Source organism: Luteolibacter luteus (assembly GCF_012913485.1).
Classification (GTDB): domain Bacteria; phylum Verrucomicrobiota; class Verrucomicrobiia; order Verrucomicrobiales; family Akkermansiaceae; genus Haloferula; species Haloferula lutea.
This window is the reverse complement of the sequence record NZ_CP051774.1, coordinates 1,185,822-1,201,000: the sequence shown is the minus strand read 5'-3', so window position 1 is coordinate 1,201,000 and position 15,179 is coordinate 1,185,822. Positions and strand designations below refer to the sequence as shown.

Below are 15,179 nucleotides of genomic sequence, written 5' to 3'. Positions count from 1 at the left end.
GATCACTTGGTGTCGGTGAAAAGCCAGTGGCGGAAGCGCTTCGTCAGGAAAGGCATCACGACCCAGGTCAGACTCGCGACGACCAGGCCGGTGACGAGGACATTGAGCAGGAGCGGATGCCAATCTGGCAGGAGCTTGCGGAATAGCGGCGGGAAGAGAGAAGTGAGGGGGTAGACGCCGAGGAAAGTGACGAGCGCCATCTTCGGCTTCGGCGGAGCCTTGGCGGGAGGCTTGCCCGGAAGGGTGAACCATCCGGAGATACCGCCGAGCTCCTCGATGTGGGGATCCTCCTCGGTGAGTTCACGGAGGCGTATCATCCATTCCTTGTAGGTTTCGGACGCGGTGAATTGCTTGCGGCTCTCCGCATCGCTGAAGCGATCGACCACGGTGTAGTCCCGTGGATTTCCTTGCTCGGAGCGCAGGACATGGATACCTCTGTTTCCCGGGGAAGCGAGGGCGAAGGCGATGAACTCGCGCATGGCCTCTTCAAAAGGTGTCTCGCAACCGGGCTTGGTCCGCCGCCGGACGACGACGGTAACGGTGGTATCTTCAACAGGTGGCGGGGACATCAGGAAAGGGTGGTTCGCAGGATTTCTTGGGTAGAAGCGGGAGTCCGTGACCTAGAATTCCCAGCGGAAGCTCCCTTGAAGGTATTCGACATCCTCACCGCCGATGTCGGTCAGTGCCTTGCCGGCATCATGGTGAGTATAGCCGAGGAAGAGGGAGGTCCCTTCGGCAAATTCCCACTCGACCGAGGCATTGAAGGCGGTGCCGAGATAACGATTTCCTCCCGGAACCGGGGTCCCGAGTTTCTGCAGGGGCGGGCCGTAGATCGCGTCCTGCGTGCTCGCGAGCCACTGGAAATTCACTCCGAGCGTGAAGGTCAGCCCGTCCTCCGGCTTCAGGGTGACGAGAGGATTCAGATTGAAGAGATTCGAGGGTGAGAGGAATCCTCCCTCGTTGAAATAGTTATTTGCCTGAAACAGGGGGTGGAAGGTGTGGATGGTCCCACCCTCGTCGCCCCCGGAAATGGCATCGGCGCGCAACTGCGGTGAGATGTGCCAAGGCAGGTCCTCGAACTCGTAGCCGATGCCCAAGCTCGCGGCACCGGCGAGGATATCCCTCCCGCCTGCTTCGCCGAACTGCGCGATGAACTCCGTATTCAGAATCTCCGGGCCATCCTTGCTCCAGAGGCGGGTGCCGATGGTGTGGCGGGTTTCGTGGCCGCCGCCGGGAGCGAAGATCGAATCATCATCACGCAGGCCGATGTAGTAGAGATCGAAATGGATGTCCTCCGTGCGTGGCAGCGGCATCACCGAATAGAGGCTCCACAGACGGAGGTCTCCGGGTTCCGAGATGTTGTCGAAGGTTCCCGGATTTATCCGCACGGGGGAGGCGATGAAGGCATCTACCCGGCGGTCCTTGTCGGGCTGCCAGGATAGAAGCAGGGCATCGTGCGAAAGACGCTGGTTCGCTCCTTCACGGGCCGCGAGCAATCTACCAGACCCGTAGTAGAGTGTCTGCCTGCCTGCCTTTAAACGAAGGTCATCGCTGGCGGTTGGCAAGAGAATCTCGGCGTAGGCCTGAAGGATATCCGGCTCATCCTCGTCCGGAGGAGCGAGCGGCGATTCCTTCCCCCACATGTGACCCCAGGTCAGCTCCGCTCCCAGTTTCAATTCCTCGCCGTGGGAAAGGGTGCCACCGAGTTGGATGCGCTGGTGGAGCCAATCGTCATCGTCGAGCGGGCCGAGGCCGAAATCGAGGCCGTGATAACTCTCATACATGGTCCGGGCGTGGCCGGAGAATGTGGCCTGCCAATCCCCGAAATTGTTGGTGATCTGGGCCGAGGCGGGCAGGTCCTGCAGAACGAGCAGGATAGCCACGATGGCCGCCGGGCGTTTTGTGGACTTGCGGGACACGGCATGAAGAGCCCGCGGCGGCCTTATGCCATGAAAGGTGCCGCCGCGGGATGCTGGCTTTAGTGGCCTTTACCGGGTGGGACCACCTGCGGCTTGATCGCGGATTGGGGGGCCTTGTGGACCATGGTGTAGGCATACTCGACGCCGACCCCGTAGGCACCGCCTTGGTTTTTGATCAGGCCCATGAGGTTATTGTAGTGCTCGCGCTTCGCCCAATCGCGCTGCCATTCGAGCAAGGCAGGGATCGTCGTCACGCGGACGGCACCGGCCTGGACCATGCGGGAGAGGGCCGCTTCATGAGCAGCCTGGGAGGTGGCACCGCAGCAGTCTTCCACGACGTAGATATTGTAGCCCTCCCCGAGCATTTCGATGGTCGGCCAGGTGACGCAGACCTCGGTCCAGAGGCCGGTGATGAGGATATTCTTCCGGCCGGTGGCGCGGATCGCCTCGCGAAAGCCTTCGTCGTCCCACGAGTTCATGGAAGAACGTTCGACCACCGGTTGACCGGGGAAGACGTCGAGAAGTTGCGGCCAGATGTAGCCGCTGAAGGACTCCGTTTCCACCGCGGTGAGGATAGTGGGGACGTTGAATTCCTTCGCGACCTTCGCGAGCAAGGTCACGTTGTTGATCAGGGTCGCGCGATCGATATTCGCGACGCCGAAGGTCATCTGGGGTTGGTGGTCGATGAAGACGACGGCGCTGTCTTCCGGCGTATAGAGCTTGTGATGAGGATTCATGGTGATGGTGCGTTTTGCTGGTCGAGGACGAGCATTCCAAGGCATCCCGCGGGGGAATGCCCTTGCACCGGCTTCTTGGGTACGGAGTGGGGAGTGTGACCGGGAAAATTCCCCGGTTTCTTTATTCCAACAGCAGGACGCGGTCCCGCCTATCCGCCTCTGAGCACCGATTTCAGCGCCATCAATTCCTCATCGACGCGAGCCTCATCCGGATCCTTCAGCGTCGCTGCGATCTGCTCTCGCAGGCATTCACGGAACCGCTGGCGCAGGCGGCTCACCGCCTTTCGCACGGCGACGGTGCTCATCCCTAGTTCCGCCGAGGCCGAATCGTAGTCGCCATCATCGATCGTCGTGGCATTGAGGAAGACCGCGAGCTTTTCGAAGTGCTTGCCGCGGCCTTGTTCCTCCTCATTCCTTGCCATCGCCGCCAGACTGCCGGAGAGCAGGGCGATGGCCCAACTGCGGTCATAGAGTTCCTCCGGGGTGACACGGTCCGCGGGTTCCAAGGAATAACGCTTCTCCCCCTCGTCGAGATCGAGGGACACGAGTTCCTTTCCACCGCCACGCTTCTGGGCAGTGTCGCGGGCGCGGGCATCGCCGATGTAGCGTTGGAAGATGGTCAGCAGAAAGGTCCGTAGCTTGCCGGTTTCCTGATTTGCGGCGGCGAAGAGATCTTTCCGAAGAAGGTAATGGAAGAAGCCTTGGGTGAGGTCCTCCGCACTTTCCCGGTCATTTCCCTGGCGGCGAGCGAAGGCGTAGAGCGGATACCAGTAGTCGCGGCACAACTCGTCGAGCGCCTTGGCGCGAAGGCCGGGGTCTTCCGAGCGGCAGACATTCACCACCTCCGTCCAGCGTGTGACGGGGAAGGGCGAGGCTGGTACGGGAATCATCGGAGAAGATGGCGGGAACGCCCGGCATGATAGGGCCGAGCCGCTGCGTTTCGCAAAGCTGTTTTTGGTGATTCTTTGGAAGCGATTCTCCGTGAGCGGATCACGTCGATTTCACCATTTCCCGACCGCGCGGCTCAGCGCCTCCATCAGCACAACCGGGATCACGACTCCGGAGGCACCGGCCATGAGGAGCGATAGGAAACCCGCGGCGATTGTAAGCTTCCGACGGCCGCTGAAGGAGGATGCGACCGAGAAGATGCCGAATATGGCGAGGAGCCCGGTGGGGATCAGTCCGTGCTTCGCAAGCAGTGCCCGCGCGAAAGGCGAGAGGACCTCCGCGGTATCGAAGCCATGGGCCCGGAAGTTCTGATCGAACCTTCCGAGGATCGGGTAAAACAGGCAAGCGGCAAGCAGGGCCGCCAAGCCGGCGACAAAGGCCAAGCGCTTGGCTACTCGGTCCGCCCGTTCGCCGGGCTCCATGATTTGTGGTCGCGCCTCGCGGGGAGTGTCGGTCGTGGCCATCCGCGGCTTGGTTTGGGGCCATTTGAGGCGCTTCGCAAGCAAACACGGGGATGGAGGGAAGTTCGGCTATCGTTTCTTGGCATGCCCGGCGTCCAGCAGTTCGCTGAGCGTCGCCAGATAGGCGGCGTGGTGGGTCTGTGCCTCATCAAGCTTCAGTTCCCGGAGGGCAGCAAGGTAGCGATCCGCTGCGGCGCGCGCCTTTTTATAGGCTGCCTCGACGCGTTCGGCAGTGGCCTTGGCCTGGGGCAAATAGTCGGTGAGCACCTGCCGGTCCTTGGCGGCGAGGTTCGGGTCTTCCGATTCGCGGACGGCGTCCCAGATCGCGAGCATGGAGTCTTCGTAGCGCTTCTGGTCACCCGTTTGCTTTGCTTCTGCCGCCGCGAGTTTTTCGGCCAAGCGCTCCGCCTTCGGGGGGAACTCGGTGGACTTCAGCTCGATGCGAATGCGCTCCGCGTCCATGTAGCTGGTCACGGCCAGACGGGCATCGATGGGCAGGCTGGCCCCTTCGTCCACCAGGGTCTGGACGATCTGGGAAGCCCGGCTGGTTTCGAATGCCTCCCGCGTTACCCGCTCGCGGCAGGCGAGGAGTAGCAAGGGGACGAGGAGTATGAGGTATTTCATCCGTCGAACCGGGAGGAAACCGGCCGAGCTAGTGTTGATCGGCGGAGGGCGCGGTGTTTGTTAGGCGTGGTTCGCGCCTTGCCGTGCTTTTGCCGCGCAAGGCCTACAACATCGGTGCTCCGATTCAAGCCGGGGCTCGGCGAAAATTCCGCCATTGAATGAAGGCGGGGCGCGGTGACGTTTTCGTGTGATGCGTCCCCTTTTCACCCTGCTGACCTTGGTTCCGGCCCTGCTGCTGCCTGCTTCCGGGCTGGATCTTTACATCGGCACCCGGGTGGCGCCGCGGCACACCTACCGGATCCCGACATTGGCGGTGACAGCGAAGGGGACGCTGCTGGCCTTCGCCGAGCTGCGGAAAAACAACAGCAGTGACACCGGTGACATCGACACGGTCCTGAAGCGGTCGACCGACGGAGGAAAGAGCTGGTCGGAAGAGAGGGTGATCTTGGATCTGGACGAGAATACGATCGGGAATGCGTGCCCGATCGTGGATCCCAAGACCGGGCGAATCACGGTGCTGGCGACCTGGAACCGGCTGCCGGAAAAGAAAATCCGGCCGGGTTTCGGCGATGATTCAAGGCGTGTCTTTGTAACCCGCAGCGATGACGACGGTGTTACCTGGAGCCAGCCCGAGGACATCAGCCAGCAGGTGAAGAAGGAAAGCTGGGGATGGTTTGCGACCGGGCCGGGTGGCGGGATCGTGATGTTGGGTGGCCCGCATGCGGGACGATATCTGCTGGGTGTGAATCACAAGGAGATGGAGGGGACGCCTGCCTATCACGCGCATGCGATTTACTCGGATGACTCCGGGATTACGTGGAGTTCTTCCTCCACCTATGCGGCGGCCCATACGAACGAGTGCGAGCTTGCTCCCATCTCCGGTGATGCGGTGATGCTGAACATGCGAAACCATGGCTCGGCAAAGAAGGAGCGGGCGGTTTCGATCTCGCCGGATGGTGATGCCTGGGGTGAGACAAGCTGGGATGTGAATCTTCCCGAACCGCAATGCATGGGTTCGCTGGTCCGGCATTCCTGGCCTTCGAAGGAGAAGCCGGGCTGGCTGCTCTTTTTGAATCCGGCATCGCGGACGGCTCGCGAGAATTTGCTGCTTCGGGGATCGAACGACGATGGAAAGACCTGGCCGTTTTCGAAGATGATCCAGGAGGGGGATGCGGCCTATAGCCACATGGCCATCTTGCCGGATGGCCGCATAGCGATCGTTTGGGAGACTGATCGCTACGGGAAGATCGCCTTCACCACGGTGAGCGTGGATGACCTGAAGTAACGGGCTTTATCGTGCGGTGGCAGGGACAGCGGCGGTTTCAGTGGCGGGCCCCTCAATCAGTTCGCCTGCTTCTTTGACCAGCAAGTTTGCGATTGCCCAGTCGAACCAGTACGGAGGGATCGATTGGCCTCGGGAGAAATCCTTGCCGTCGCACTTCGTCGAGATTTCGCGAGCATTGGCGAGGATGTCCGCTGCTTCTGCAGTTTCTCCGGCATTGAAGTGCGACATGGCTTTTACGGCGAGGAGGGATACCTCGCAGGAGGATTTCCGCTCAGGACTTTTCAGGCCGATGTCGCAAGCTTCCAGCGTCTTTGCATGATCGCCGGATCTCAATTCGAAGAGCGAGAGCGAGAACGCCGACCAAGCAGGGCAGGGGGTCTTCAGAGGATTTCCCATGGTCTCCACGTCGCGGCGGAGGTGCTTGATGACGTGAGGTTGGACTGGCTGAAGGAGGCAGACTTTCAGCAGGTGCTCCGCTTTGTGGGCGCTTTCCGCAGGGGTGTAGCGGATCAACATCTCATCACGAAAAGCAAGATACTCCGACTTGTCCTCCGATAGCAGTGCGGCGGCGATGGCCATGAGGTCGTCGCCCTGAAGGATCTTTTGCGGGGAATCCTGGCGATTGGCCTGGCGCAACAGGCGATAGCATTGGAGTGCTTGGTCGCGCCGACCATTCTCCGAATTCCAGTCGCCCAGTGAACGGAATACCGCCGCGGCTTCGAGCGATGGCTCGATGGCGGAGAGCGGATAGTCTTTCCACAATGCGTCGGCGTCATCGATGCGCCCTTGGTCCAAGAGAAAGGCCGCGCGGGCGACATTCGACCTGGCATCGGCCTGGCGACGGAGACGGCTTTCCTCGTTGCGTGCCGCCTGGGCTTCATTCTTCAGCCGCAGTTGTTCGGCGGCGGTTTTCCGCTCGCGCTCATACATGACGGCGGTGATGCCGAGGCCGCCGATCAGCAGGACCATCAAGAGGACGGCGGCGGCGAAGCCAAAGCGATTCCTACGCACGAACTTGGTGAGCACGTAGATGCCGGAGGGCGGTCGAGCGGCGATGGGCTGGAAGGTGAGGAAGCGCTTGATGTCGGTGGCCAGGCCGTTTGCGGTCTGGTAGCGGCGCATGCGGTTTTTCTCGAGCGCCATCATCACGATCCAATCGAGGTCGCCTTTCACATAGGCGATCAAGGACGCGGGGTCGGTGCCGCGTTCCGACGCCAAGGCCCGCAGGCTGTCCGCCGGCAACTTCGCGAGGAGTTCCGAAGGGCGCAGGGTTTCCCAGGTGAGCAATGATTTGCGGATCTGTGAAAAGGTGAGTTCCGGTCCCTCCGAGCGATTGATCGGCGTGGCTCCTGTTAGGAGCTCGTAGAGCAAGACGCCGAGGCTGAAGATGTCGCTGCGGGTATCCACGTCGATGCCGGTCAGTGCCACCTGCTCGGGGCTCATGTAGGCCGGCGTGCCGAAAAATTGGTCGTGCGCGGTGATGGATCGCCCGGGAATGGCATCGGATTTCGCGATGCCGAAGTCGATGATCTTGGGGACGTTCTCACCGTCCTGCCGCGTGACGATGACATTGGATGGCTTGATGTCCCGATGGATGATGCCCTTCTGGTGAGCATGCTGCACGGCATTGCAGACGAGTACGAAGAGTTCGAGGCGCTGCGCGCAGCTCAGCTTGTGACGGTTGCTGTATTGGACGATGGACTCGCCGGTGACCAGTTCCATCGCGAAGTAAGGCTTTCCTCCGGGTGTCGTGCCGGCGTCGAGGACCTTTGCGATATTCGGGTGGTCCATCAGGGCGAGCGCCTGACGTTCGACGTCGAAGCGGGCGAGGGCGGTGGTGTTCTCCACTTCCATCCGCACGATCTTGATGGCCACGCGTCGGCGGATCGGGAGTTCCTGCTCGGCCTCGTAGACCACACCGCCACCTCCTTCGCCCAAGCGCGAAACCAAGCGGTAAGGGCCAAGCTTTTCCGTGAACTCTTCATCCCCGGCGAAGCGCACGGGAATCGGCATGGAGGAGCGGCCGTTCTCGGACAGGATTTTCGCCGTGACCTTGGCGCGTTCCTCCCGTGCTTCGAGGAAGAAGGTCGCGGCGCCATCGGCGGCTTCAAGCAGCCTCGCCATCTCATCCTTCGCGTCATCGCGGTTTTCGAAGACACGCTCGAGGAAGAGTTCTCTTGCCGAAGGATCATCCAGTGAAAGCGCGACCTCCATGATTGCGCTGCTGATTTCCTCCTCGTGGCGGGTTGGCTCCATAATCGTGAGTTTATTGGCCGTCGTGATCCTCCTGGATCAAGCGATAGAGCTTTGCCTTGGCAAACATCCACTGCCTCTCCACCGAGCGCATGCTGCGGCCGGTCATCTGGCTGATCTCCTCGCTACTGAGGCCCCCGTAGAATTTCAGGAGCACGACCTTCGCCGAGCTGGGATCAATCTTCTCCAGCTTGGTGAGGCAATCATGGATCAGGAGGATGTGGGAGTCGTCTTCGAAGACCCCGTCTTCCAAGCTTCCCTGTACGGGTGTCCGCTTCAGCCGCGATTGGGCGCGCACGCGGTCCACCAGGATCCGGCGCATGGATTGGGCGGCGGCATTGAAGAAGTGCTCCTTGCTCTGCCAGATCTTGCCGTTGCCTTCGGAGAGGCGGATCCATGCTTCATGGACCAATGCTGTCGGCTGCAAGGTTTTGCTTGCGCTCTGACGGTCGAGGCGGAAAGCCGCGAGGCGCCGCAGCTCGTCATAGACGACGGGCAGGAGCTCGGCGGACGAGAAGCAGAAATCGTCCGCCCTGAGTTCGGGACATCCGGTGGTCGTTCCCATCTCCAAATCGGGTAGGTATCCGGGACCGCCAGCGCAAGCGCAATCGGCCATGGCACCGATATGAAAAGGTGGGAGAAAGCTACTTGAGATTTCTGGCGGGGAAAATGCACGGATAGCGGATTCCGGTAAGGGAAAACCCTGCAATCCGGAACTGCCTTTCACCGATCTCCCGTTTCCCGTGGAGAAGGTCGGGTAAGAATGGATCGCGGGCATAAGTGAACCGGTAGCAAGGGTTTCTGCCGGAAGTTATGGGCCCGGTGTGCGGGTGGTGGGTCGCCGCCCGCACATCTCTCTCCTGATGCGAGCGAGGCCCATGCGAAGGCTAACCGCCGAAAAATCGGGAAAGCCTCAACTTTTTTGGCGGGATCCTTTGATGGACGTCGGAATCAGGGTGGACGCCACGGTCCGTCCTTTTCCCAAGAGGGGACGGGCAGGTGGCCAACGGATCGTCAACCCAAACCCATCTAACGTGAAGAACCCCCTTGTTTCCTCCCTGATTGCGTACGGATTTCTCACCCTCGCCAGCCAGGCAGCCCTCATTGCCACCGAGAATTTCGACTATGTCGACGGCTCCGTGGCCGGCCAGACCGGAGGCACCGGCTGGAATTATGAACGGAACGACGAGGCGGGCGCACCGGCGCAGTCTCCCTCAACCTGGAACAGCGCCTTTGGCTCGCACCAGATCGTTTCGTCCACCCTTGTGACCAACGGCGGAGGTGTACTCCGCGAATTTGGCGGCTCCACCGAAGGGATCGGAGCGACCAATGAGCAGGAGGGTGCCTTCCGGGCGTCCGGAGTGATGTTCTTCTCCACCTCCATCACGGTGGCTGAGATGCTGCCGGAGGGCCAAAACCAGTGGGCCGGGGTAAGCAGCTTCGACTTCGGTGAGGAGCGGATCTTCTTCGGCATGCCGGGACAAACCGGCACCACGCGTTTCTTCGGAATCGCGGCACCGGGATTCGGGGCGGATACGATCGGCAGCATCCCGGTGGTGGCAGGCACCACGTATACGATCGTGGGGATGCTGGATTTCGACAATGACCAGCTGGGCCTCTGGGTGAATCCGGATGGCGACGACACGGCGGCGACCTTCGACGTTTCGAAAGCCTACAACGGCGGCAACTGGTCGACCTCCCTGCGCTGGGCCTCCGGCACCTCGGTGGCTTGGGACAACGTCCGTGTTGGAACGACCTTCGGAGACGTGGTGCCGGAGCCATCGACCCCGCTCCTAGCCCTCGGGGCGGCCGGCGTCTTCTTCCTCATCCGCCGTCGTCACTGAGCGGATCCCTTTCCCGTCAAAACCCGAACCCAAGAGCCCATAAAAAACCCATGAAACCCCGACTTCTCTTGCCTGCCTTGCTGGCAGCAAGTGTTTCACCTTCGTCCGGCCAATTGGTCGGAACCGAGAACTTCACCTACGCGGACGGCGCGATCGCGGACAAGGCCGGCGGCACCGGCTTCAACTACGATAACTTCGACAAGGTGGTCACCACCTTTTCGTCGGACTGGGACAACGTCTTCGGTACTCCCTCCGTGGTGTCGAACGCGCTGACGACCAGCGATGGTGGTGCGAAGCGCGAATACAACGGCACCGTGGAAGGTGCGGGCGGTGGTGCGAATGACGGCCAAGACAACCACGAACGCAGCGGCGCGGTGCGCGGCGTGGGCCGAGTCTTCTATCGCTTCACCTTTACCCGAGGCACCGGTGTGAGCTGGAGCGGGGCGAGCAGCTATGACTTCGGCGCCGAGCGCGTCTTCTTCGGCGTGCCGGGTGGCGCTGGTCCCAGCGGCGGGCTGGAGTTCGGCTTGAGCGGAAACGGCGTCGACTATTTCACCGGTGTTCCCGCGGACAATGCGACCCACACCATCGTGACGGTGCTGGACTTCGACAAACATTTCATCGGGATGTGGCTCGATCCCACCTCGACCGATTATTACGATCCGGCGGACGGATCGAATTCCACCGATGCGGGCGGCCTCTACTCGCCGACGAACTGGTCCACAGCGGTGCGACTCGCCTCCAGCGCCGGCGGCATCACCACGTGGGACGACCTCTCGGTGGCGCTTGATCCGGTCAATGTGGGTCTGAAGAACTATGTGGATGCGGACCAAGATGGCCTGCCGGCTTCCTTCGAGGTGGCTAATGGACTGGATGACACCGATGACGGCACCATAGGGGAGACCGCTCCGGGCGCAAAGGACGGCCCGAATGGTGCGGCTGGTGATCCCGATGAGGACGGGGTGACGAACCTTGTCGAATTCCAGGACGGAACCCTGCCGAATGCCGCTGATAGCGATCTCGATTTCCTGGACGATGGGGCTGAGAAGGCCCTCGGCACCAACCCGCTCAAGCCGGATACGGATGGTGACGAGCTGATGGACGGTGATGAGGTGGATGTCACCCATACGAACCCGAAGCTGGCGGACAGCGACGCGGGGGGGACTTCCGACTACACCGAAATCAAGCTTGGCACCTCCCCCACTGGAAATGGCGCGGACGATCCGGATACCAACGGGAACCTCGAACTCGTGGGCTTGGATTTCTTCGATACCTACTCGGATGGAACGGTGGCAAGCCTCGCCGACGGACTCGGCTGGGACTATGACAATGGCGCTTTGGTCGAGACCTTCCTAGGCCACACGACCTTGAAGTCCGCTTGGACGAATATCGGCGGAGCACCGATGGTTCAAGGGGGCTCGCTGATTACCATGGAGAACTCCGCGAAGCGCGCCTTCCATGGTGGCTCGGCGATCACCACCAACGTGGTGGGCGAAGCGGCTGGCACCTTCCAGGAGGATGCGGCGAACACCGGTGTAAATGGTAGCGATGTGCTCTATGTGAAGGTGAATATCGCCCGCCAGCCCGGGGCTGCATGGAGCGGCCTCAGCATTTACGATTTCGGGGCGGAGCGCATCTTCCTCGGGGTTCCGAGCACGGCAAACCCGACCTCGGGCGTGCGTGAATTCGGCATCGAGCATGCCGGTGCGGGGACGCGCTCCTTCTCGGGCATCGCACCCGCGTCGGGCACCAGCTATGTCTTGGTCGGCAAGTACGATTTCGTGGCTTCGAAAGTGGATCTCTATGTGAATCCGGTCCTCACCAATCCGGAATCCTCGTCGGTACCACTGGCTACCCTCAACATCACACCTGCCCAGATGAAAGCCACCGGCGTCCGGCTGGGATCCGGCGGCACCGGTTCCACTGCTTGGGACCAACTGGTGGTGGGCACCACTTGGAACAGCTTGAGTTCGATCCCGTCGGATACCGACGGTGATGGCATGCCGGATGACTACGAGGACCTCAATGGCTTCAACAAGAACGTCAATGATGCCGATCTCGATGCCGATGGAGACGGGCTCAAGAATATCCAGGAATACCGCCTGGGAACCAATCCCAACAATCCGGACACCGATGGTGACGGTCTCTCCGATGGCACGGGGGAAAGCGCTGCCGGTACCTCTCCGCTGACGGCGGACAGCGATGGCGACACCCTGAGCGATGGCGACGAAGTGAACGTTCATCACACCAATCCCAATCTTGCGGATACCGATGGCGATGGGCAGCCCGACAACGTCGAGATCGCCGGTAACAACGGGGTTACCTCGGATCCACTCGATCCGAATGATACCGTGGGAACACCGTTCGACCTGATTGGCACGGACGATTTCTCCTATGGCGATGGTCCGGTGGAAGGGTTGTCAGGAGGCACCTACTTCGACTACGAGAACTGGCTCTACAACGGTCCCTTCGTCGGTCATACCACGACGACTTCGGACTGGGATGGCACCGGCGTGATTGCCAGCGGCAAGCTGGTGACGCGCGAGACCATGGCCTACCGCGACTTCAATGGTCCGACCGAAGGTGCCGGAAGCGATCAAGCTCCGACCGATGCACGGGCGGGAGCGATCAACGATGAGGCGAATTTCGACGCCTCGGTCGTCTACTTCAAGGCGACCATGACGCGTCGTGCAGGAGCGGTCCTCAGTGTCTTCGGCCCGGATGACTTCAATCAGGAGCGCCTTGCCTTCGGCATCGTGGACAACGCGGGCACCCCTCAGTGGGGAATCCGCGAGGGCGCTGCATTCACCACGGACAACGGCAGCTCCCCGATTGTCGTGAACCAGACTTACACCGTGGTCGGCAAGCTCGACTTCAGCAGCGACCTGCTGAGCCTGTGGGTCGACCCCAACCTCGCGGGGACGGAAGCGTCCAATACGGCCCATGTGACCCGTGCCTACACCGGCACGAACTGGGCCTCGGGTGTCCGTTTTACCTCGACCGGCACGGGAGATACCGAGTGGGACGATGTGGTCGTGGCGAATACCTGGGCCAAGCTATCCGGCCAGGCGCCTGCCTTGCCCTTCGGTCTGTCGGTGAGCCCCTATAATCCGAATACAGGCACGGTGAGCATCACGGTAACCGGGCTCCCTGCGGGAACGACCTACCACCTCCGGAGTTCGACCAACCTCCAGACCTTCGTGCCGTTGGTGCCGCCGTTCAACTTCGACAGCACGACGCCGCAGCCCTTCGTGATAGCGGTGAACCCCGCGACGGCGAACAAGGTCTTCCTTCGTGCCGAAGAGGGCGCTTCGCCTCCGTGACCGGTGGTGAAAGAGCAATTCGCCAGGCCCGCCTTGCTTCCTGCAGGGCGGGCCTCTTTCCCCCAAACACAGTCACTCCGGATGAGGCTGAGCCTGCTTATGAGACCGTGACGATCTCCATCAATCCCGGGGATCTCCCGGGGCATTCAAAGCTCTTTCTGAAAGTCGAAGTTTCCTCGCGATGATCGACGATATCTCCATGTCAGAGGGCCCGGGATTGGCGGGCCTCACGGCCTCGACCGAGAGGTTCGAGGAATTGCTGGTCGCTCTCCAGCCCCGGCTCTTGCTTTATATCAAATCGCTGGTTTCAAATCACCATGAAGCGGAGGATCTGCTGCAGAGAAGCAACCTGATCCTGTGGAGGAAGCGGGAGAACTTCGAGCCTGGATCGAACTTCCGGGCTTGGGCATTTGCAATCGCGCGCTTGGAAGTGTGCAATCAACTGCGGCAGCTGCGGCGGGATCAGCGGGTGTTCGCAGACCATGAGGAGGATTTCGCTTTGGCTGAAAGCGCGCGTCCCCCGGAGAGCGAGATCGTGAATCCCGAGGCGCTGAACGCTCTGCGGGACTGTCTGAAGCGCTTGCCTTCGCATGACCAAGAGCTGGTCCTGATGCGATATGCTACGGATAGGACCCTGGGTGACTACGCGAAGGATCTCAACCGCAGGCCCGGAACGCTTAAGGCTCGTCTCTTCAAGATCCGAGAAAATCTGAGGAGGAGCATCGAGGATGAATTGAGGAGGCGGGAGAATCGGCTTAGTCCGATTTCTCGTTGACGTCGAAGCTGGGGAGTTGGCGCTCTTCAAAGCTCGGGAGCGGGGTAGCCTTGCGGCTGTCTTCCTGATACCAGAAGGCCACGCTGGTGTAGTCATCGGCGTCCTCCGAGGTCGGGGTGCCGTTCAGATGCTGGTTTTGAATTTCGACCTTGATGCCTTTCTGGAAACGCGCGGGGTTCGCCAGATACCAGCGATACATCCGGTTTGCCCCATTATCGTTGAGGACGTGTCCACATACGGAAGTGTTGTAGGTCGGCCATGCCGGGCTGGCCCAGCATGAGCCATACTCGTCCTCCGTTCCCGGTGAGTGCACGAAGGTCCTGCCATCGATCGTGAAGATCGTGTCGCCCTCTCCAAACCAGATGTGATGTTGGCGGGATACCGCTTGAAGAAAGCCCCCGACATAGTGGCCGCGTCCTTCTGCCTCCATCAGGAGATGCCTCCCGCCTTTCACCGGGTTGCCACGACGCCATGAAGCGTGGAGGCGGCTTTTCTCCTGCGCGAAGGCGGGATCTTGCTCGCTGTCGATGCCATAGGCCACCTTCTGCCGGTAGTCGCGATCTCCATCGTTGTGCAGGACGAAGCGGGCTCGTTTTGAGAAAGGCATCGGCAGGTAGCACATGAAGCAGGCTTGGTTCACCTGCATGAAGGATGATTCATAAACCGTCGCCCTGCCGCCGATCGCGCCGAAGAAGTCGGCGAGCGGGATCTCAATGCTCGGGTCTTTGGATTCGTCCCAATGGATTTTCAATACGAGTCCCGGGTACCACTTTCCAACGGTGTCATCTGTGATGTAGAAGTAGGTGATTTTGCCCGGACCCTCCAGATCTGCGAGCACATGCTCGCCGCCTTTCGGGATTTCGACGGGATGGAAATTCGCCCGTGTCGTCGAACTGCCGCCGGTGATGCGGAAGATGTCCGCAACGGTTTCGGCAAGAAGCGGGCTGCTGGTTGCGAGCAGAGCCACGGAGGCGAGGAGGGGAAGGGTCTTCACGTGCTAGCGATGATTC

Annotated in this window: 13 protein-coding genes; 4 read left to right on the top strand and 9 right to left on the bottom strand. The window is 61.0% G+C overall.

The window, feature by feature from the left end; genetic code table 11:
* Positions 1-2: 2 nt before the first annotated feature.
* The 6 genes from HHL09_RS04880 to HHL09_RS04855 all read right to left on the bottom strand — a co-directional run bounded on the left by HHL09_RS04880 (position 3) and on the right by HHL09_RS04855 (position 4,689).
* On the bottom strand, positions 3-569 hold the full coding sequence (locus tag HHL09_RS04880) for an antibiotic biosynthesis monooxygenase (RefSeq protein WP_169453353.1): 567 nt from the start codon (positions 567-569) through the stop codon (positions 3-5).
* A gap of 51 nt (positions 570-620) precedes the next feature.
* Positions 621-1,919 carry an alginate export family protein gene (locus tag HHL09_RS04875; RefSeq protein WP_169453352.1) on the bottom strand — a complete coding sequence of 433 codons (1,299 nt, stop codon included), beginning with the start codon at positions 1,917-1,919 and terminating at the stop codon, positions 621-623.
* Between the two features lie 59 nt (positions 1,920-1,978).
* The gene (locus tag HHL09_RS04870; RefSeq protein WP_169453351.1) at positions 1,979-2,656 is read right to left on the bottom strand and encodes a hydrolase; all 678 of its coding nucleotides are present in this window, start codon (positions 2,654-2,656) and stop codon (positions 1,979-1,981) included.
* A gap of 149 nt (positions 2,657-2,805) precedes the next feature.
* Complete coding sequence (locus HHL09_RS04865) at positions 2,806-3,546, bottom strand: RNA polymerase sigma factor (protein ID WP_169453350.1); 741 nt, start codon at positions 3,544-3,546, stop codon at positions 2,806-2,808.
* A gap of 111 nt (positions 3,547-3,657) precedes the next feature.
* The gene (locus HHL09_RS04860) at positions 3,658-4,068 is read right to left on the bottom strand and encodes a hypothetical protein (RefSeq protein WP_169453349.1); all 411 of its coding nucleotides are present in this window, start codon (positions 4,066-4,068) and stop codon (positions 3,658-3,660) included.
* Positions 4,069-4,134: 66 nt separating this feature from the next.
* Positions 4,135-4,689, bottom strand: a complete 555-nt coding sequence (locus tag HHL09_RS04855) for a hypothetical protein (RefSeq protein WP_169453348.1) — start codon at positions 4,687-4,689, stop codon at positions 4,135-4,137.
* A gap of 190 nt (positions 4,690-4,879) precedes the next feature.
* Between HHL09_RS04855 and HHL09_RS04850 the strand changes: the two genes are divergently transcribed.
* A complete protein-coding gene (locus HHL09_RS04850) occupies positions 4,880-5,974 on the top strand; it encodes a sialidase family protein (protein ID WP_169453347.1) in 1,095 nt (364 codons plus the stop codon).
* Positions 5,975-5,980: 6 nt separating this feature from the next.
* Here HHL09_RS04850 and HHL09_RS04845 read toward each other — a convergent pair whose 3' ends face one another.
* Positions 5,981-8,230: a serine/threonine protein kinase gene (locus tag HHL09_RS04845; protein WP_169453346.1), complete on the bottom strand. Its 2,250-nt coding sequence runs from the start codon at positions 8,228-8,230 to the stop codon at positions 5,981-5,983.
* A gap of 10 nt (positions 8,231-8,240) precedes the next feature.
* Positions 8,241-8,792: an ECF-type sigma factor gene (locus HHL09_RS04840; protein ID WP_169453345.1), complete on the bottom strand. Its 552-nt coding sequence runs from the start codon at positions 8,790-8,792 to the stop codon at positions 8,241-8,243.
* Positions 8,793-9,261: 469 nt separating this feature from the next.
* Here HHL09_RS04840 and HHL09_RS04835 point away from each other — a divergent pair, with 469 nt between their 5' ends.
* The 3 genes from HHL09_RS04835 (at position 9,262) to HHL09_RS04825 (ending at position 14,169) form a co-directional block, all read left to right on the top strand.
* Positions 9,262-10,071: a PEP-CTERM sorting domain-containing protein gene (locus HHL09_RS04835; RefSeq protein ID WP_169453344.1), complete on the top strand. Its 810-nt coding sequence runs from the start codon at positions 9,262-9,264 to the stop codon at positions 10,069-10,071.
* 50 nt (positions 10,072-10,121) lie between these two features.
* Positions 10,122-13,394, top strand: coding sequence for a hypothetical protein (locus HHL09_RS04830; RefSeq protein ID WP_169453343.1), 3,273 nt, complete (start codon positions 10,122-10,124; stop codon positions 13,392-13,394).
* Positions 13,395-13,575: 181 nt separating this feature from the next.
* Positions 13,576-14,169 (top strand): RNA polymerase sigma factor, encoded by a 594-nt coding sequence (locus tag HHL09_RS04825; RefSeq protein WP_169453342.1) that lies wholly within the window; start codon positions 13,576-13,578, stop codon positions 14,167-14,169.
* Here the strand turns inward: HHL09_RS04825 and HHL09_RS04820 are convergent.
* A complete protein-coding gene (locus HHL09_RS04820) occupies positions 14,150-15,163 on the bottom strand; it encodes a glycoside hydrolase family 172 protein (protein ID WP_169453341.1) in 1,014 nt (337 codons plus the stop codon). The genes HHL09_RS04825 and HHL09_RS04820 overlap by 20 nt on opposite strands.
* Between the last annotated feature and the right edge of the window lie 16 nt (positions 15,164-15,179).